This is a genomic window from Lujinxingia sediminis, from assembly GCF_004005565.1.
GTDB lineage: Bacteria > Myxococcota_A > Bradymonadia > Bradymonadales > Bradymonadaceae > Lujinxingia > Lujinxingia sediminis.
On record NZ_SADD01000002.1, the window covers coordinates 66,219 to 85,294 of the forward strand.

Below are 19,076 nucleotides of genomic sequence, written 5' to 3' on the forward strand. Positions count from 1 at the left end.
TCGACGTCTTCTTTGGTGGTGGAGAGAGCCGCCCGCTCCGGCGCTTCTGTGCGCGGCCGGGCGGCCCTTTAAACTTCAATCTTCGCCGCTTGAGAGATTACTCGGCGGCCGCCGCCTCACGCTGCGCTTTGAAGTTCTCGGTGTACTCTTCGAGAATCGCCAGCACCTTCGCCGTGACCTCGCTCTGCGAGTCGGTGCCCGCTTTCTTGCCGAACTTCTTGTCGCCCTTGATGGCGTCCCAGACCTTCGGATCTTTGCTCTCCGCAAAGCTGTAAAGGCCCTCTTCGTACGCTTTGAGGTCGCTGACCGCCAGCGCGGTGAGCAGGCCGGCGTTGGCGGCGAAGATGATCATGACCTGCTTGGCAGCATCCAGCGGGGTGTACTGGGTCTGCTTGAGCAGCTCCACCAGTCGCGCACCCTTGGCCAGCTGCGCCTGAGTCGTCTTATCGAGGTCGGAGGCAAACTGGCTGAACGCCTCCAGCTCGCGGTACTGCGCCAGGTCCACGCGAAGCGTACCGGCGACGTTCTTCATCGCCGAGATCTGCGCGGCACCACCGACGCGGCTCACCGAGATACCGACGTTAATCGCCGGGCGAACACCCGCGTTGAAGAGGTCGGTCTCCAGGAAGATCTGACCGTCGGTAATCGAGATGACGTTGGTCGGAATGTACGCGGAGACGTCGCCGGCCTGGGTCTCAATGATCGGCAGCGCGGTGAGGCTACCACCCCCCTCGGCGTCGCTCATCTTGGCGGCGCGCTCAAGCAGACGGCTGTGAATGTAGAAGACGTCCCCGGGGTAGGCTTCACGTCCCGGCGGACGACGAAGAAGCAGCGAGAGCTCGCGGTAGGCGACGGCCTGCTTGGAGAGGTCATCGTACACGATCAGCGCGTGCTGACCGTTGTCGCGGTAGTACTCGCCCATCGCCACACCGGAGTAGGGCGCGAGGTACTGCAGCGGCGCGGCCTGCGAGGCGGTCGCCGAGACCACCGTGGTGTACTCCATCGCACCGAAACGCTTGAGCTTCTCGACGGTCTGCGCAACGGTCGATTCCTTCTGACCGATGGCGACGTAGATGCATTTTACGCCGGTGTCCTTCTGGTTGATGATCGTATCGATGGCCACCGCGGTCTTACCGGTCTGGCGGTCACCAATGATCAGCTCACGCTGACCACGACCAATCGGCACCATCGAGTCGATGGCCTTAAGCCCGGTCTGCATCGGCTCGCCGACGCTCTGACGCGGGATAATGCCCGGGGCCTTGACCTCAATACGCGAGCGGGTCGCGCTCTCAATCGGGCCCTTGCCGTCGATCGGCATCCCCAGCGCGTTGACCACGCGGCCTTCCAGCGCGGGGCCCACCGGCACGTCGACGATGCGACCGGTCAGCTTGACCTCGTCGCCCTCAACAATGCCGCGGTCGCTCCCCAGAAGCGCAACACCGACGTTGTCTTCTTCCAGGTTGAGCACCATCCCGTAGACGTCGCCCGGGAACTCCAGAAGCTCGCCGGCCATCGCCGACTCCAGACCGTAAACGCGCGCGATACCATCACCGATCGAGATAACCGTACCCGTCTCGCTGGTCTCCATGCGCGAGTCGTAGTTCTCGATCTGCTTTTTGATGATGGAGCTGATCTCTGCGATGTTAATGTCCATCTTGCACTTACCCTTGAGCTCGGGGGTCACTCATATCCCGGGAGGCCGACTCGCATCTCGCAAGCTCGGGCCGGGGCAACGGCGCCCTCGGTGATCCGTAATTAGACTTCTTTGAGAATCGCTTCGCGCATCCGCTTGAGCTGAGTGCGCACCGAACCGTCGTAGATCGAGCCGCCGACCCGTGCGACGACCCCGCCGATGAGAGCCTCGTCCACCGACGTCTCCACCAGCACCTCTTTACCCGTCATCTTCGCCAGGGCCGCCTTGACCTCGGCCAGCTGCGCATCGTTGAGCGCGCTGGCGCTGCTCACCCGTGCACGAACCCGGCCGGCCTTCTCATCGACGCCGACGCTGAAATCCTCGGCGATCTCGCGCACATAGCGCAGCCGATCGCGGTCGAGGAGCAGCATCACAAAGTTCTTAAAGAGCTGGTCCCAGCCCTCTTTGCTGGCCAGCGCCTCGATCACCGCGCGACGCTCGTTGAGCTTAACGCCGGGGTTGAGCAGCGCCTGACGCAGCGTCTCGCTCTGATCAAAGGCCGCACTCAACCAGCTCAGCGAACCATGAATGGGCTCGAGCTTCTTCTGCTCACTCGCAAGCTCGAGCAGCGCGCTGGCGTATCGTCGGGCTACCGGTACCTTTGCCATATCTACTCCTGATAAGCGCCTGTTCAGACCTCAGCCTTAAGGGGCTTTGGGCGCTTGAAATCCATTCAGTTCTTGGCCGCCGAAGACGCGTTACCCAGCTCGGCGACATAGCTCTCGACGAGCTTGTTCTGCACGCCGGCATCCACCCGATCACGTGCGACACGCTGTGCCATCTCCAGCGCCGTGTTGACCGCCTGCTCCTCGAGCATGGCGACCGCACGCTTGACCTCCTGCTGGATGGTCAGCTCGGCATCGGCCCGCATTTTCTCAACGCCCTTCTTGGCGGCGTCGATCAGGCGCTGTTTCTCGCGTTCGCCCTGCGCGTGATACTCATCGAGCATCGACTGACGGTCGCGCTCCAACGCCTCAAGTTTCGCATTGAGCTCTGCCAGACGCGCCTCGGCCTGCTCGCGGGCCAGCTTCGCGGCGTTCATATCCGCCAGGAAAGTCTCCCGTCGGTTGGCGAAGAAATCGCGGATCGCCGGCCCACCGAACTTGACGATGATTCCCAGGAACACCGCCAGGTTGAAGATGCCCGTGGCCCAGGCCGCCCAGGGGAAACCGTGCCCATCGCCCGCAGACGCCGCAAACGCCGGAGCGCTCACACACACCAGCAGCACCAGCACCTGCACAAAGATCGCCCGTCGGGAGCCCGCCACGCGAAGAAGTTTCGAAGTCATGTTCTTGTCCTGACTAACTAAAAATGGGCGCGCAGCCCTCATGGAAGGCGCGCGCTCAACGGCTTATCCCTGCGGGAGCACCTTCTGAACCATCGCCTCAGCCAGCGCGCGGGCACGCTCGTCGATCTCGGCGCGGGCCGCAACCACGCGCTCCTCGATCACCTTGCGTTCCTCGGCCAGCTTGCCACCGAGTTCCTCACGCACCTCTTCGAGGATATCGTCCTGCTCGGCAAGGCCCTGATTGCGCAGAGACTCACGCACATCCTGAGCTTCGCGGCGCGCCTGACTCAGCTTCTCATCGTACGAAGCCGTCAGCACCGCGGTCTGTGCGTCCATCTCACCGGCCTCTTCCGAGGAGCCTTGCACGCTCTCTTGGCGCGCCTCCAGGGTCTTGAGGTAGGGCTTGATCAGAACAAAGTTCAGGATCACAAAGACGAGCAAGAACGCGCCCATCTGAACGAAGAGCGTGCCGTCTATGTCGATCGCAACCGCTGCGACGAGCAGCGGACTTGAAGCGGTCATTACATCGATCATCGTGGCGCCTTTAAAAGTCAGCGGGAAATTGCGCTTCCCGCCTTATTTCTGGCCCTCTTGGCCGTTTTGCGGGAAAACCGTCGCGGCTTTAACACGGTGTTTTCAAAGGTGTCAAGGAAGCCATCTCCCGAGGGCCGGGCAAGCGCGCTGGCCCCAATTCTGCCGCGATCTTTCTTGACCACGATGTCCCCATCGCTATTGTAAGGATCAGGCGCCCCCGGGGCGCTTTTTTTAAACCCGGTACCTGCACCCGATCCTTGATGTGCGCACCTCTTCTCTCTATGGCTCCCGGCTATCTTGTGCGACGCACCCGACGCACCTCACCGATCTCGCCGCACGTGCGCCAGGCCCGGCGTGCCCTTTACCCGGCTCGCTCCCGCCTGGGGAGCCCTGCTCGCAACCTCTTCTTACGCTCTGAGAAATAGCTTCGCGCCCCGGTCGTTATGGGACACGACCAGGTCGCTCGCCTTGCATCCTTTGTCCTTCAGAAGTTGATGACCGTGAAAGACTCGAACGAGCAAGCATCCAACTCGCCCCGGCCCACCGCCGCCGAAAGCCAGTTTACCGGGGAGAACCTCGCGTTCATCGAGGATCTCTACCGCCAGTACCTCGACGATCCTTCCGCGATCGATTCAAGCTGGGAGCCGATCTTCCAGGAGTACTTCGGCGGTGATGCCCTGCCAAACGGCAGCGCCCCTCACTTCAAGCCCCGCTCGATCTTCGAGCCCGCCCGCCTGCCCTCGCAGGAGATCGGCGGCGAGGCCGTCTGGGTGGATAAGGCGGAGGGGATCACGGTGAAGGCCCCCGGGCGTACCGAAGGGTTTGCCGCCCGCGTCGAGGCGATCGTACGTGCGTTCCGCCTCCACGGTCACCTGATCGCCACGATCGATCCTCTTGAGCGTCCGCGCCGCCCCTCCCCCCCGGAGCTTGAGCCCTCGCTCTATGGCTTCTCCGCGGGCGATCTTAAGGCGAAGGTCAACTACGAGCCCCTCTTCGGCTCGCGCGAGGTGACCCTGGGCGATCTTCTCCAGCGTCTGCGCGATCTTTATTGCGGCCATATCGCCGTCGAATACCAGAACATGCCGGGCAGCCAGTCGCGCACCTGGCTGCGTGATCGCATCGAGCGAAACGACTACGCCTCGCTCGATGTCGCCGCAGATGGCCCGCACATCCTCAAAAAGCTCGTCGACGCCGATGCCTTCGAGACCTTCCTTCACCGGAAGTACGTCGGGGCCAAGCGCTTCTCGCTGACCGGCGGGGAGTCGCTGATCCCCATGCTCGACTTCATGCTCGAAGAGGCCGCTGACGCCGGCGTCGAAGAGGTCGTCGTGGGCATGGCCCACCGCGGTCGCCTTAACGTGCTCCACAACATCATGAACAAGCCGGCTAAGGCGATGTTCTCGGAGTTTGAGAAAGTTCAAACCCCGGAGGAGTACGTCGGCAGCAGCGACGTCAAATACCATATGGGGTTCTCCAGCGATCACCCCACGCGCAACGGCAAGACCGTTCACCTCTCGCTCTGCTTCAACCCCAGCCACCTGGAGTTTGTGAACCCGGTGGTCCTGGGGCGCGTGCGCGCCAAACAGGATCGTCTCGGTACCGAGGCCGCCCGTCAGAAGCTCCTTCCCCTGCAACTCCACGGCGACGCCGCCTTCAGCGGGCAGGGCATCGTCACCGAATCGCTCAACCTGGCACGGGTCAAGGGCTACAACGTCGGCGGCACCATCCACGTGGTGATCAACAACCAGATCGGGTTCACCACCAACCCCGAAGACAGCCGCTCGACGACCTATGCCACCGACGTGGCGAAGATGCTCGAAGTCCCCATCTTCCATGTCAATGGTGACGACCCCGAAGCCTGCGTGCGCGTGATGAAGGTTGCCATGCAGTACCGCCAGCGCTTTGGCGAAGACGTCATCATCGACCTGGTCTGCTACCGCCGCTACGGCCACAACGAGGGCGACGAGCCGCGTTTCACCCAGCCGATGATGTACGGCGCCATCGACGGCTCCAAGCCGGTCCGCGAGAAGTACGTCGACAGCCTCATCAAGCGCCAGATCATGAGCGCCGACGAGACCGAGGCAGTCTGGAACGAGCGCATGGACTACTACGGCGAAGTCTTCAAAGAGGTGCGCGAACAGCCCCAGCCCAAGTTCATCAGCAGCCTCGACGGACTGTGGACGCCCTATCACGGCGGCGAGCTTCAAGCCGGCGCGGGCAACGACGCCCCCATCGACGAGAATCTCTTCAAGGAGCTCGCGCGCAAGCTCACCGAGGTCCCTGAGAGCCACAACGTGCACCGCACCCTGCGCCGCTTCCTCAAGGGACGCGAGCAGGTCGCCTCCGGCGAGGCTCCGGCCGATTGGGGCACCGGGGAGGCTCTGGCCTTCGCCTCACTGCTGATCAACGGCACGCGCATCCGCATGACCGGTCAGGACTGCATCCGCGGCACCTTTAGCCACCGCCACGCCGCCCTCTTCGACACCGAGACCGGCGAAGGCTACTGGCCGCTTCGAAACCTGAGCGAAGACCAGGCCTCCATTGAGATCTACAACTCCACCCTCTCCGAGAACGCAGTCCTGGGTTTTGAGTACGGCTTTAGCCTCGACTCCCCCGATGCGCTCGTGCTCTGGGAGGCGCAGTTCGGCGACTTCGTCAACGGTGCCCAGGTGATCATCGACCAGTTCATCAACTCCGGCGAAGACAAGTGGAAGCGCCTCAGCGCGCTCACCCTTCTCCTGCCCCACGGCTACGAGGGGCAGGGCCCGGAGCACTCGTCGGCGCGCCTTGAGCGCTTCCTGCAGCTCTGCGCCGGCGACAACATGTACGTCTGCAACATGACCACACCGGCGCAGTACTTCCACGCGCTGCGTCGCCAGGTCCTGCACACCGCCCGCAAGCCGCTGATCGTGATGAGCCCCAAGAGCCTGCTGCGCCACAAAGACGCGGTCAGCCCCATGGAAGACTTCACCACGGTCGGCTTCCAGCCCATCCTCAAAGACACGCGCGAATCGGTGAACACCGAGAAGGTCCGCCGCGTGCTGCTCTGCTCGGGCAAGGTCTACTACGACCTGTGCGACTACGCCGCCGAGCAGGGCATCGACGATGTGGCCATTGTGCGCGTCGAGCAGCTCTACCCGCTCGAAGGCAAACTTCTTCAGGAAGCGGTCGCCCCCTTTAAGAACTCTCGTGAAGTCGTGTGGGTCCAGGAAGAACCCAAGAACATGGGCTCCTGGCACTACATCTTCCCGCGTCTTATTGAGCTCTTCGGTGCCGATCCGCTCCCGGCCTACGTCGGCCGCGTGGCCAGCGCCAGCCCGGCCACCGGGGCCTACGAGAGCCACGAGCTGGAGCAGCGCGCGCTGGTCACCAAAGCCTTCGCCGAGACCCTCGATTAAGCCCCAGGCAAGCCCCCTGCGGGCTTGTGTTTCAGCGCCCAGGTCTGGTAACCCCTTGGGCGCGGCGAGGCTGAGCTTCGCCAGTCCATGTTGTGATGTTGAGCCCCTGTATTCTAGTACTTACGTTGCACGCCTACGAGGCCTTACATGAGCGTACCCGTAGAGGTCCCCACCCTTGGTGAGTCTGTCACCGAGGCGATCATCGCTGAATGGCTGAAAAAAGAAGGTGATTTCGTCGAGGAAGACGAAATCATCGCCGAGCTGGAGACCGACAAGATCACCGTCGAAGTTCCCGCGCCGGTCGCAGGCACCATTAAAAAGCTGCGTTTTGCCATCGACGACTCCGTTAACCCGGGCGATGTCATCGCCGACATCGAGCCCGGTGAGTCCAAAGGTGGAGACGCCGGCGATGCGAAAGCCGAGGCCTCGGCTGACGTGGCCCCCAAAGCCGCTGCTGCCGCCGAGGAAGGTGACGACACTGACCACGACAAGGTCGGCCCGGCGGTACGCCGCCTCGTCGAAGAAAACAGCCTGGAGCTTGCCGACATCAAAGGCACCGGCCCCGGCGGACGCGTCACCAAGGGCGATGTGCTCGCGCACATCAAAGAGGGCGGCAAGCCCGCCAAGAAAGCGGCCGCCCAGAAGGCCGTTGAAGCTTCGCGCCCCGCCGTTGATCAGGGCGCGCTCGAAGAGCGCGTGACCATGAGCAAGCTGCGCCAGACCGTGGCCCGTCGTCTGGTCGAAGCCCAGCATAACGCCGCGATGCTCACCACCTTCAACGAAGTTGACATGACCGAGATCATGGCCCTGCGCAAGCAGTACCAGGATCGCTTCGTTAAGAAGTACGGCTTCAAGCTGGGCTTCATGTCCTTCTTCATCAAAGCCTCGATCGAAGCGCTCAAGGCGTTCCCCTCGGTCAACGCCGAGATCGACGGCGACGACATCGTCTACAAGAACTACTACAACATCGGCGTGGCCGTCGGCGGTGGCCGTGGGCTGGTGGTGCCGGTGCTCAAGAACGCCGACCAGTACAGCTTCGCTCAGACCGAGCAGGAGTTGGGCAAGCTCGTCGACAAGGCCGTCAACAACAAGTTGACGCTGCCTGAGCTTCAGGGCGGCACGTTTACCATCTCCAACGGTGGCATCTACGGCTCGATGCTCTCCACGCCCATCCTCAACCCGCCGCAGTCGGGTATTCTGGGCATGCACAACATCGTGGAGCGCCCGGTCGCCATCAACGGTAAGGTCGAGATCCGCCCGATCATGTACCTGGCCCTCTCCTACGACCACCGCATCATCGATGGTCGCGAGGCGGTCAGCTTCCTGGTCCGTATCAAAGAATGCCTGGAAAACCCCGAGCGCATCCTGCTCGAAGTCTGATCCCTGGCGAGCAGCGCTCCCAGCGCGACCGTGAGAGGTCGGGGCCCGCGCCCCGGCCTCTTCGCCCATATAAGGCCCGGTCGCCTCGGCCTTTCGTGCTCGCCAGATGGCCTCAACGCCCTGAACAAAGGCTCTCCTATGTATGATCTCGTTGTGATCGGTTCCGGCCCCGGCGGCTACATCGCCGCCATCCGCGCCGCCCAGCTCGACATGAAAGTCGCCGTCGTCGAACGCTATGCCACCTTCGGCGGCACCTGCCTCAACGTGGGCTGCATCCCATCAAAGGCGCTGCTCGAATCGAGTGAGCGTTATGAGGAAGCCAAAGACCACTTCGCCGACCACGGTATCACCGTCGGCGAGGTGAGCTTCGACCTCAAGAAGATGCTCACCCGCAAAGACGAGGTCGTCGCCAGCCTCACCGGCGGCGTAGCTGGCCTCTTCCAGAAGAACAACATCGCCACCTTCCAGGGCCACGGCACCATCGTGGATACCAAAAAGGTCGAGGTGAAGAAGGACGACGGCTCGGTGGAAACGCTGGAGACCGAACGCATCCTGATCGCCACCGGCTCCAAGCCCATCACGCTGCCCGGCGTGGACATCGACAAGGAGTACATCGTCGACTCCACCGGCGCGCTGGACTTCCAGGAGGTCCCGGGACACCTCGTGATCATCGGCGCCGGTGTCATCGGCCTGGAGCTCGGCTCGGTGTGGCGTCGCCTCGGCGCGAAGGTCACCGTCATCGAATACCTCGATGAGATCTTTGGTGGTCGTGCCGATAAAGACGTCGCGCGCCTGGCGCAGCGCGTCTTCAAGAAGCAGGGCATCGACTTTGAGCTGGGCGCCGCTGTGACCGGTGCCGAGGTCAAAGACGGCAAAGTCATCACCACCTTCGAGCAAAAAGGTGAGACCAAAACCATCGAGTGCGACCGTCTGCTGGTGGGCGTGGGGCGCAAGCCTTACACCGAAGGCCTGGGCCTGGAGAACATCGGCCTGGAGACCACCAAGCGCGGCTTCATTGAAGTCAACGCGCACTACGAGACTTCCGTTAAAGGCGTCTACGCCATCGGTGACGTCATCCCCGGCCCGATGCTCGCCCACCTCGCCGAGCACGAAGGCGTGACCTGTGTCGAGCGCATCAAGGGCATCGCCGGACACGTCAACTACGACGCCATCCCCGACGTGGTCTACACCCACCCCGAGATCGCCTCGGTGGGCAAGACCGAGCAGCAGCTCAAAGAGGCCGGCATCAAGTTCAAGGCTGGCAAGTTCCCCTTTAAGGCCAACGGCCGCGCCCGTGCTCTCAATGATACCGAAGGGTTTGTGAAGATCCTGGCCGATGCCGAGACCGACCGCATCCTTGGCGCGCATATCATCGGCCCGCGTGCCGGCGACCTGATCGCTGAGCTGGCGGTGGCCGTGGAGTTTGGCTCCAGCGCCGAAGACATCGCGCGCTCGACCCACGCCCACCCCACCCTCGCCGAAGTGATCAAAGAAGCTGCGCTCGACGTGGACGGCCGCACGCTCAACCTCTGAGCCGGCCCGTGGGGCGCTCTTACGCCCCACCGCTGGCGAGCGTGCAGACCTTTGCAACGCTCCCAGAGATGTGATCGCCTCGAAAACAAAAAGCCCGCATCCCTCTACGGGACGCGGGCTTTTTGATGCCTCCGTCGATCTGCTGAAGCGCAGTGGCCCGAAGCGCTTCCTTCCGACCATCCTGCCTACCGTCTTCACTCTCGGGGCCGAAACACCTCATAGCCCATGTCCTGGCGCGCCTGGTCCCCCTGGCGAATCACAAGATCGCGCATCGCCCGATCCAACCCCAGCCAGGCTTCGCGCACATGGCCGGGCACCTCGAAGATCTCCAACACGTCGATGAGAATCTGGTGGCGGCGATCAAAATGCCCCACGAGGATCGGCATCTTCTGGTGAGCCTGGCGAATCGGCGGGCCCTGGTAGCTGCCCTTCCGGCTGCCGATATGCGCATGCACATACGCGATCTGCGAGGCGATGAGCGCCTCTTTATCGCTGGTCGCAAAAAAGAAGCCGATCATCAGATCGTCAAAGAGGCGGTCGTAGAAGGTGCGCATCAACGTCTCCATGCGCGCTCGTCCGCCGACCTCCTCGATCACATCCCACGTTGCGCTCTTCGTTGCCATACCCGACCTCTTAGCCGATCTCGCGGCGGTGCACAGTCATCATCAACGCCCCTTCATAGATCGATCCCAGCAGGCGCTCGGCCGGAATCTGACGCAGCTCCCCAGGCTGGACCGTATGGTCACCGGCCCAGCGCAACGCGCCCTGGGCCAGGGTTACCAGGCGCAGGCGCAGGGGGGCGCTGGCCAGGGATTCGCCGATCACCTCGATCGGAATCCAGACCGGCGCAAAGTCGGCCTGCTCCGACCAGATCGCCGGCACACAGAAGACGGGCATTGCGCCCAGCGGGGCGTTGGGCGCCGGACTCTCAAAAACGTCCACAAGTAGCGGAAGTCCCAGTGAGCGGGCGAGCTCGGTGATCAAACCATCGAAGGCTGCTGCTGATTTCCGGGCACGCACCGGTGCCAGACGCCGCTCCCAGATCGCACGTGCGCGAGGAAGAAAGCCGCTGTAGCCGCCCAGAGCAAGGCTGAGCGCGCGCTGCTTTTCGGCGTCGCTCAGGCTGGCAAAGCGCGCGTTCATCGAGGCACGTGTCGCCGCGAACGCCGCATCGATCGCTTCTTGCATCTCGGCGGTGGCCGCAGGCACCCGGCGTGGCACACCCACGCGCCAGCTCTGATGTTCGCCCCGTGCCAGTGGTGCCCGCGCCTCAAAGGCGCGCGCACCAAGCAAGCCGGCGCGCACCGGCGCGGCAGCTCCCTGCAGGGCGCGCTCCATCCCGCGTAGAAGATCGCCCAGCGCGTCACGCTCCCGCGTCGACCAGCAAAGAAGGGGTGTGGTCCAGGGGAGGCTTGCGGGTTCGCTCAGGCCGGTGGCCACAGAAGGTGACTCGAAGACATCGAGTTCCAGGCTGGTGTCGTGGGCCGCTCGCCAGCTCCCAAGGTGGCGGGCCTCTTGCGCGAGAAGATCGCGCCAGGCCTGCGCAAGCTCCGCAAACGTTGGCCAGGCATCGAGTTCACCGCCCTGGGGCGTGGCCCCCTCGGCGAGCACCTCGGCCACCAGGCGCAACGCGCTTCCCTGATCAACGGCCGGAATCGAGCGCAGCGTGCGGGCGGCCTGTCGCAGCGCCGATCGTGGAGAAACCCCGCCGCACTCCCACAAAAGCTCGGTGAGCGCCCCGGCATGGCGCGCCCAGGGCGTCCGTTGCAGCGCGCTTCCCGCTGCCGCCACCGCACTCTGGAGGTAGGGTACCTCGCAGACGTCAAACCATTCCGGCCATCGGGGCTCGCTCGCCAGCGCACGCATCAGCGCTTCTCGACCTCTGACATCAAAAGCCAGGGCCGCCCCGCTTAGCCCGGCAATCAGTCCGGCATGGCGCGCCTCAAAGCGCTCCAACCTCCAGCGCACCAGCGCCGGGATCTTCGTGGCGGCCACCGGCTTCGCCGCGGCGTGTCGGGCCGCCTGACCGGCGAGGTTGCGAACCTGCTGGTCGTCGCGCAGCTTGAGAATCAATGAGACCAGCGTGGGTGAAAGTCCCAGGATCTGCGCCAGAGCGGGTGCGAAGGCATCGACCAGAGCCACCGGTTCGATCTCCATGAGCAGCGTTGCGTTGATCTTCAGCGCGCCACCGCCCCCGGCATCATACGTGGTCAGTGTGGGCCGACCTCGCTCCTGAAGCTCGCTTACGAGCTCCACCCCATGGATGGCGAGCACAAGACGCTCCACGCGAGCAGCCTGCCCTTCGCTACCGAGTCCCGACTCCGCCAGCGCACCGATAAACGCCGGCAGGTAGCTCTCCAGCACGTCCACCACGACGCGGCGAACGCGCTGGCGGGCCGCCTTAAGATCCTTATCGTCTCCCTGGATCGTTGCGACCTCTCTCACACCTGCTCCTGAACTCACCGCGTGCTGAGTCGCACTCAGTACCACGTCGTCGACATCTTTCTTCGGGGGGTTGTCGCCAGTATCTTAGGCCCGGCGTTACAAGAAATGAAGTGCAGAACGCGATCTTCTCTTTCATCCCTGGCTCCCCGGCCAATCGAATGAGACGGCAGCTCAAAGACGAACACGAACGCGCATACCGAGCTGATCTCCGGCGCGACGCGATACGTCGACGCGCGTGGAAACAGCGCGCCGGCGGCAGAACAAGGACCGCCGACGCCCTTGCATCTCTCAGAGCGCCTCCAGCCCGTAAGGCCAGCTAACCGGCCCGGGCTCAGAGGTCTCGGTGCCTTCAATCTCCCGACCGAGCTCACTGTCGCCGTTTTCTCCCCAGCACAAAAGGGCGCCGGCGGTGGTGATTCCGCAGGTGTGGATCTTGCCCGCCTCAATCTGCGCAAACGTTTCGGTGGTATCGACCTCCACCGGTACAAGCTCATTGCCGGTCTGCTCCACGCCGATCTGACCGTGATTGTTGTAGCCCCAGCACCAGGCAACGTCATCGGGGGCGATCGCGCAGCTGTGGATATTGCCACTGCTCACACCACTGAGTTCCACATCGGTACCCACTTCTTTGGGCTCAAGAATCAGGGTGGTCGAATCGTCGCCGGTCCCCAGCCTTCCGGTCGAGGCGGGGCCCCAGCAAAAGACTCGCGCGCCCCTCGAGGTCGCCATATCGGCGCAGGTATGCTGAAACCCGGCCGCCAGACGCACCATCGTGGCGTCGTCTACCTCTCCAACTGCTGTGGGTTCACTCAGGTTCTCGGTGCCGCCATAGCCCAACCGGCCATCGCCTCCTCGTCCCCAGCAAGACGCTTCGCCGCCCTCGGTGAGCCCGCAGATATGCTCGGCCCCGGCACTGATCTGCTGCCACGCGCGCTCCCCGGACACAAGCGCAGGCGCGGGCACGTTGCCCGCCGTGCTCCCCACGCCCAGACGCCCCGCCGGATTGTACCCCCAGCAGTAGGCCTCGGTGTCGCGACGCGCACATGTCAACGAGTCCCCTGCGCTCACCTCATCCCAATCATCGAGCTCCCCCACCTGGACAGGATCAGCGAGCGTGTCGTTGCCCACCTGCCCATTTCCCAGCCGCCCGTACTGCTGCTGCCCCCAACACCACAGGGTGCCTTCGGTGCGAATCCCACAGGTATGCGCCGTCCCCGCGCTCACCTGCGCCCAACTCCCCTCAACCTGCAAAGGTCTCAAGGAGCGCTCCGGCTCCGGGCTACCAAGTTGCGCGTCACCATTATTGCCCCAACACCACAGAGTGTCGTCGGCCAGAATCGCGCACCCATGAGTCTCCCCCAGCGAGAGCGCACGCCACTCCGGATCAACCAGAGTGTAGGTGCGTCGATTCTCATTGCAGCTCTCCTCCCCGTCGTCTTCTACACAGGCACGCACCACGAGCTCCACCTCCGCTTGCTCCAACACCAGTGCGGCGCCATCCTCGCAACCTTCCAACGCCTGACAACTTCCCCCCGCACACACTTCACAGGTGATCGTGCAGTCCTCCCGGTCGGTGCATCGGGCCCGTACATCTCCCAGATCTGCACGGTACACATCACCTCCCGGCGGCGCGCTCACCTCCAACGCCGGCACTTGCACCGTGCGGAACACCACCCGCTCTTCAACCTCTTCCCCATCATAGCTCCCGCGAATGACCACCTCATGCTCGCCAGCATCTACCCTGACTTCGTAAGGCGATGTGCAGCGCTCGGCAGCAAGTTCGTTAAGCTGGCAGCTCGTCACACAGCCCGCAGGCTCGCACGAAAAGCTCAGCGTGACCTCGGCTTCCTCGCCCTCAAAGGTGATCGGTGACGCCACCGGATCGACCTCCAGACTCAGCTCCCCCGGAGGCTCGCCATCATCGGGCACATCGCTGTCGGGCTCCTCGCCATCGGGCACGTCCGGGTCCGCGTCGGTGTCAGGCTCTTCCCCGTCGGGCTCACCGCCCCCGTCTTCGATACCGCCGTCGCGATCTTCGGGGGGATCATCATCGCCGCATCCCGCACCCATCACGCACAGCACCACCAGCACCAACCATAATCGCCGCCTGATCCGCATGCTCCCCCCTCATTGCCGGATAGAATCTCGCGATGCTCACCAGCAGCGAGCGTTCGCGCCCCCCTTTTCGTTGCTCTCAGCTCTCCCGAAAGATGCGCGCAACCTCATCGGGGTCAACCGGATTAAAGACCGGCACCTGCGGCCAGCGGGCCTCCAATCCCTGACGCAGCGCCCGCGCGTCGAGCTGAGCGCCGGTGATGGAGCTCGGGTTGTAGGTGAGCGCCATCAGACGACTGGTGTGCCCCACCCGCACCTCCCAGCTCCGCCTGAAGCGCCGCCACAACGTGCCACTCGGGTGCAACGCTGTACCGTCGCCCACCACCAGCATACGCCGGCGCTGCGTTCCCACTGCCAACAGCTCCTCCAACACCCGATCGCTCACAAGCCCCGGCACCACCACCCCCGCCGTCGACTTACGCCATAACTTGCGCCCCTGGCTCAACCCCACAAGCCCCGACGCGTGCGGAAGCTCGCGAAGCTCCCCATCCTCCTCGACCAGGTAGGCGCGCTGCTCACGCTGCGCACAGGTCAGCGCGTCGCGCCAGATCCCCCCTTCCACCACCGGCAACGTCAGCCGGTCGACCACATCAAAGGTGCGCCGGACCACCTCCTGCACCGTCTGCCCCACTACCGCGCCGGTCGACATCACAATGGCCCCGGCCACCTCCGGATGGGCTCCCACCACCCGGCCGTAGGCCCCGTCCACAAAGACCGGCTCGGCCCCCAGACCTTCCAGCGCATCAAGCGCCTCGCTCACATCCCCACGGTGCCTCAAGCCCGCCAGCACCACCTCGCCCTCCCCGCGCGCGCGCGCCACCATCACCTCTCCCAGCGGCGAGCTCACACCCAGGGCCCGGACATACTCCAGCGGTGCCGTGGAGCGCGAGAGCGCCCGCTCCGCACTCACCACCCAATGCCCCTCCCCCACCACAATGGCCGGCTTCTCGGTACCCAGCAACACATCCGACTGCTCCCCGTCGATGCCCACCGACACCAGCCCCACCGCTCGCCCCCGCTGGCGGGCGATCAGCGCGTTAAGCGTGGTCGTCTTGCCGCAGTTCTTCGCCACACCGACCACCGCCAGACGTCCGCTCTCCCACCAGCGCTCGCCATCCGCTCCCTGTCCCAACGCCCTCTCCTCAACTGCCAACGCCCACGTTCCCTCAAAAAAACCAGCGGCGAGGAGACCCCCGCCGCTGGTTCACCGGGCGCGACACACACGCCCGTTCTTACAGCGCCGCAAGCAGATGTTCATGGCGATGGATGCGACGTTTAGAGAGGCACGGGCGGGCCGAAAACCACCGGCGATGCTTTACACATCATCGCGGCTTTGCAACACAGCCCGCAGTCATCTCAACGCGGCAGACACGGCATCAACGGCAGCTCACAGCGCGCTCAGCTCTTCGAGGCTCACGCACCTCGGTGGGTCAGCGTCTCCACCTGATCGAGGCGCGGGTGCCCGTTGCGGAAGTCCTCCGCGGTGAGACCCTTGCCATCATTGGCCTCATCCATCTTCTGCAGGGTGCGCACGATGGCATAAATCGACGCCAGCACATCGCCGGTATGACCCAGCTCCGAGACGGTGTGCATGTTGCGAATCGGGAACCCGATCGAGGTCGCCGCAGCGTCCACGCTCGCCAGAACCGCCGCCATCGCGTCGGTGCCGGTGTCACGGCCGCACACATCGCGCTGCACGGGAATCTCGTTGGCGATCGAGGCCTCTTCAAACAGACGATTCAAGAACTCGCTGGCCACCGCACCCACGCTCAGGGTGTAGCCCTTGCCCATCTTCAGCGGTGTAAAGCGCTTATCTCCCACGCCCGGAGCGGCCTCAAGGTCGTGGTTCACGTCCACACCGATCACCACATCCGGCTTAAGCTCTCCGGCGAGCACCCGACTTCCGAAGCGACCGATCTCTTCGTGAGTCGCAATGGCGAAGAGCACGCGCACGTTCTTGAGCCCGCCCTCTTCGGCCAGAATACGCGCGCACTCCGCGCTCACAAAGCAGCCCAGCCCGTTGTCCAGGTAGGCCCCGGTGAAGCTATCTGGCCCAAAACCACGACGAATGGGACGATCAAGCAGGATCGGATCGCCAGCGCGAATTCCGAGCTTCTCGACCTGCTTCTTACGATCCTCGCCGTGCAGCCCCAGCTCCAGGTAAAGCTGCTCAGGCTTAAGGCCCTTATCGCCGGTGCGCACCGAGCTGTCGGCGAAGTGGATCGCTCCGAGCGCCTCGATCGTGCCCCCGCGAATCTCACGGTAGTTGCCCGGCTTCTCGGGATCTTCGCTGAAGAGGATCACCTCATTACCCAGCAGGGTCAGCGGCAAAAACGAGTCGCTGTTGATCCAGATCTTGCCGTCTTCAGAGATGCTGCGCACCTGCATACGGATCTTGTCGGCATGACCGATGATCATCACCGTGAGGCGATCATCCTCACCCGGGTGCGTATCGAGCACCAGGCCAGCGTTGCCGCGGAACTGATGCACCGCCCAGCCTTCCATCTTCACCTTATCGAAGCGTGGCTTGAGCACCCCGTAGGTCATCGCGCCTTCCAGCCCGATCGGGCTGGGAGCGGCGAGTATGTCACGCATGAAGTTAAACTGCGCCTCGGGCATCGACTGGTTCCACGGTTGCTTCGTCTCGCTCATAATCTCACTCATCTTGGGTTGCGTGAACTTCCGGGCTCAACCTAGTGACCACACAGGTCGCTGGCAACGCTCGATTATGACGCGCCGCACCATGCCGGAGTGCTTCTGTTTCGTTGCGCGCGCCGCACGCTCAGATGCGCGCGGCCAGCGTCTGCAAACGCTTGAGATATCCCGATTCATCCACGCGCCGCTCACCGCGCACCCGAAGATCGAGAAAATGCTCCAGCGAGGCCAGATCCATCGCATCATCGGCCCCCTGCAACTCGGCGGAGTCGCGCTCCCAGACCCGCACCACCGCATAGAGCAGGTAGGCCAACTCATCGACCAGCCCACGCATCGCCAGACTCGCGCTGGCTTGCTGCAAGCTCAGAACCCTGTCGACCTTCGCCGAGAGCTCGCCCAACACACAGGCCAGCTCATCGGCCCGCGCCTTCTCGCTGCCCTTCACCCCATCGAGCAGCCCGCTCAAGTATGCGAAGAAGCCACAGTGCACCTTGTAGCGATGCATATCACGCAGCACCTGCATGTAGAGCGTGTTGTGGGTGCCCTCCCAGTTCTCATACACGATCGCGTCACGCAGCAGCCGCGGCAGCACCGAAAAACTCTCGATGGCACCGTTTCCACCAAGCACCTCAATACCCTGCACACACGCCCGGCGCGCCGACATCGCCGTTCGCGACTTGTTGAGGTTGATCGCCATGCGCAAAAACTGCCCCTCGCGCTCCGTGGCCTTCCCATCATCGAGGCGATCCTGGAGCGCCGCCAGATGGAAGTTCGCAGATACCATCGCCTCCAACTCCGCGCGCATATCGGCCAGCGTCTCCTGCACCAGCGGGTAGTTGATGATCGCCTGGCCAAAGGCCTCACGATAATCCGCATAAAGTTTGGCCGTGATATACGCCCGACGCATCACTCCGCAGCATCCCACCGCGTTATAGAGACGCGAGGTGTTGATCACGAGGTTCATCATATGTTTGAACCCCTCGCCCACCTCCCCCATATGGAAGGCCCGCGCGCCCCGGAAATCACACTCCCCGGACGCCATCGATCGCGTGCCCAGCTTGTCTTTAAGCCGCCGCACATAAAACGCATTGACCGAGCCCTCGTCGAGCCGACGCGGCACCAGAAAAAGCCCCAACCCACGGGTGCCATCGGCGCCTAACTCCTCAACCCTGGCGGTCATCAGGAAGACGTCGGCGTCGATATTCGAGCAGAACCACTTCTCGCCATAGATGCGGTAGCTGCCATCCTCCTGGCGCAGCGCCCGGGTGCCGTTGGCCCCCACATCGCTGCCCCCCTGAATTTCTGTGAGAAACTGCGCCCCCTCCAGGTGGTTGGCATAGTCCGCGTCGAGGAAGCCCGGCAGGTAGGTCGCTTTGAGCTCCTCGCTTCCCAGCTCCTGCAACACCCGGATCACCCCGGCGGTACACGCCAGCGGACAGTTGTGACCGGCCTCCCCGTTGAGGCTTGAGAGGTAAAAACGGCTCAATGCCCCCATGGTGTTGGGATGCTCCGCGTACGCCGCCATCACGCCGGAGCCGTAAATGAAACGCCCGGCCTCATGGTAGCTGGGGTGATGATCGATCTGCTCGACCCGCTCCCCAAACCCGGTATACCGACTGAGCTGAGGCAGGTTCGCCGTCTCATTATTCTTTCGCACCACCTCATCAAGCTCGCCGAGCACCACCTCGCCAAAGGCGTCGAGCGCCGCCTCCAGCGCCTCCAGCCTCTCGGGCCGCGCGTAGCGGCGGATCACCCGCTGAAAATGAGCATCGGCCTGATACGCATTATGGCGCTGCGCCTCCCCGAAGTTATTTAGTGCCTGACGTCCGCGGGCGTTGGACTGCGGCGTCTCAAAGCCGGGCTCGATCGTATCAGCCATCGTCTCACTCCTTCCGATGCGCCCGACAGGTTAGCGAGCGCTCACTTTTGGTGGTTTCAGCCATCATTCGGGGCGATGCGCGCCTTCGCCGCACGCCTGATAACCTCGGACCGGGCAAACCTACACACCGCTCACGCACACCGCAAAGCCCCCCAC

General features: G+C 63.6%; 13 protein-coding genes. 3 read left to right on the forward strand and 10 right to left on the reverse strand.

Features of this window, described 5'->3' with window-relative positions:
* Positions 1-97: 97 nt before the first annotated feature.
* The 4 genes from atpA to EA187_RS06135 all read right to left on the reverse strand — a co-directional run bounded on the left by atpA (position 98) and on the right by EA187_RS06135 (position 3,515).
* A complete protein-coding gene (gene atpA, locus EA187_RS06120; RefSeq protein WP_115606755.1) occupies positions 98-1,654 on the reverse strand; it encodes a F0F1 ATP synthase subunit alpha in 1,557 nt (518 codons plus the stop codon).
* A gap of 101 nt (positions 1,655-1,755) precedes the next feature.
* Positions 1,756-2,301, reverse strand: a complete 546-nt coding sequence (gene atpH, locus EA187_RS06125) for an ATP synthase F1 subunit delta (RefSeq protein WP_115606754.1) — start codon at positions 2,299-2,301, stop codon at positions 1,756-1,758.
* A gap of 65 nt (positions 2,302-2,366) precedes the next feature.
* Positions 2,367-2,981 carry a F0F1 ATP synthase subunit B gene (locus tag EA187_RS06130; RefSeq protein WP_164856052.1) on the reverse strand — a complete coding sequence of 205 codons (615 nt, stop codon included), beginning with the start codon at positions 2,979-2,981 and terminating at the stop codon, positions 2,367-2,369.
* 63 nt (positions 2,982-3,044) lie between these two features.
* Positions 3,045-3,515: a F0F1 ATP synthase subunit B gene (locus tag EA187_RS06135; RefSeq protein ID WP_115606750.1), complete on the reverse strand. Its 471-nt coding sequence runs from the start codon at positions 3,513-3,515 to the stop codon at positions 3,045-3,047.
* A gap of 494 nt (positions 3,516-4,009) precedes the next feature.
* On the opposite strand from EA187_RS06135, the gene EA187_RS06140 reads away from it, so the two are divergent.
* From EA187_RS06140 to lpdA, 3 genes are all read left to right on the forward strand, one after another.
* Entirely contained in the window at positions 4,010-6,913 is a 2,904-nt protein-coding gene (locus EA187_RS06140; RefSeq protein WP_127779558.1) for a 2-oxoglutarate dehydrogenase E1 component, read from the forward strand.
* A 147-nt stretch (positions 6,914-7,060) separates the two neighbouring features.
* A complete protein-coding gene (gene odhB / locus EA187_RS06145; protein ID WP_127779560.1) occupies positions 7,061-8,293 on the forward strand; it encodes a 2-oxoglutarate dehydrogenase complex dihydrolipoyllysine-residue succinyltransferase in 1,233 nt (410 codons plus the stop codon).
* A gap of 138 nt (positions 8,294-8,431) precedes the next feature.
* On the forward strand, positions 8,432-9,826 hold the full coding sequence (gene lpdA / locus EA187_RS06150; protein WP_127779561.1) for a dihydrolipoyl dehydrogenase: 1,395 nt from the start codon (positions 8,432-8,434) through the stop codon (positions 9,824-9,826).
* 194 nt (positions 9,827-10,020) lie between these two features.
* On the opposite strand, the gene EA187_RS06155 is transcribed toward lpdA, so the two are convergent.
* The 6 genes from EA187_RS06155 to EA187_RS06180 form a co-directional block, all read right to left on the reverse strand.
* Positions 10,021-10,449 carry a globin domain-containing protein gene (locus EA187_RS06155; protein WP_127779563.1) on the reverse strand — a complete coding sequence of 143 codons (429 nt, stop codon included), beginning with the start codon at positions 10,447-10,449 and terminating at the stop codon, positions 10,021-10,023.
* A 10-nt stretch (positions 10,450-10,459) separates the two neighbouring features.
* The gene (locus tag EA187_RS06160) at positions 10,460-12,271 is read right to left on the reverse strand and encodes a hypothetical protein (RefSeq protein ID WP_127779565.1); all 1,812 of its coding nucleotides are present in this window, start codon (positions 12,269-12,271) and stop codon (positions 10,460-10,462) included.
* Positions 12,272-12,559: 288 nt separating this feature from the next.
* Complete coding sequence (locus tag EA187_RS06165; protein ID WP_127779567.1) at positions 12,560-14,389, reverse strand: RCC1 domain-containing protein; 1,830 nt, start codon at positions 14,387-14,389, stop codon at positions 12,560-12,562.
* Between the two features lie 76 nt (positions 14,390-14,465).
* Positions 14,466-15,518, reverse strand: coding sequence for a lysine 5,6-aminomutase reactivase subunit KamB (gene kamB, locus EA187_RS06170; protein WP_115606739.1), 1,053 nt, complete (start codon positions 15,516-15,518; stop codon positions 14,466-14,468).
* A gap of 281 nt (positions 15,519-15,799) precedes the next feature.
* The gene (locus EA187_RS06175) at positions 15,800-17,038 is read right to left on the reverse strand and encodes a M20/M25/M40 family metallo-hydrolase (RefSeq protein WP_115606737.1); all 1,239 of its coding nucleotides are present in this window, start codon (positions 17,036-17,038) and stop codon (positions 15,800-15,802) included.
* 130 nt (positions 17,039-17,168) lie between these two features.
* Entirely contained in the window at positions 17,169-18,920 is a 1,752-nt protein-coding gene (locus EA187_RS06180) for an acyl-CoA dehydrogenase family protein (protein WP_115606735.1), read from the reverse strand.
* Positions 18,921-19,076: the final 156 nt, after the last annotated feature.

Coding starts and splice junctions, on each gene's coding strand:
- EA187_RS06135 (WP_115606750.1), bottom strand. CDS start 3,515: ATGATCGATGTAATGACCGCTTCAAGTCCGCTGCTCGTCGCAGCGGTT.
- EA187_RS06175 (WP_115606737.1), bottom strand. CDS start 17,038: ATGAGCGAGACGAAGCAACCGTGGAACCAGTCGATGCCCGAGGCGCAG.
- atpH (WP_115606754.1), bottom strand. CDS start 2,301: ATGGCAAAGGTACCGGTAGCCCGACGATACGCCAGCGCGCTGCTCGAG.
- EA187_RS06165 (WP_127779567.1), bottom strand. CDS start 14,389: ATGCGGATCAGGCGGCGATTATGGTTGGTGCTGGTGGTGCTGTGCGTG.
- EA187_RS06180 (WP_115606735.1), bottom strand. CDS start 18,920: ATGGCTGATACGATCGAGCCCGGCTTTGAGACGCCGCAGTCCAACGCC.
- atpA (WP_115606755.1), bottom strand. CDS start 1,654: ATGGACATTAACATCGCAGAGATCAGCTCCATCATCAAAAAGCAGATC.
- EA187_RS06130 (WP_164856052.1), bottom strand. CDS start 2,981: ATGACTTCGAAACTTCTTCGCGTGGCGGGCTCCCGACGGGCGATCTTT.
- EA187_RS06155 (WP_127779563.1), bottom strand. CDS start 10,449: ATGGCAACGAAGAGCGCAACGTGGGATGTGATCGAGGAGGTCGGCGGA.
- odhB (WP_127779560.1), top strand. CDS start 7,061: ATGAGCGTACCCGTAGAGGTCCCCACCCTTGGTGAGTCTGTCACCGAG.
- EA187_RS06140 (WP_127779558.1), top strand. CDS start 4,010: ATGACCGTGAAAGACTCGAACGAGCAAGCATCCAACTCGCCCCGGCCC.
- lpdA (WP_127779561.1), top strand. CDS start 8,432: ATGTATGATCTCGTTGTGATCGGTTCCGGCCCCGGCGGCTACATCGCC.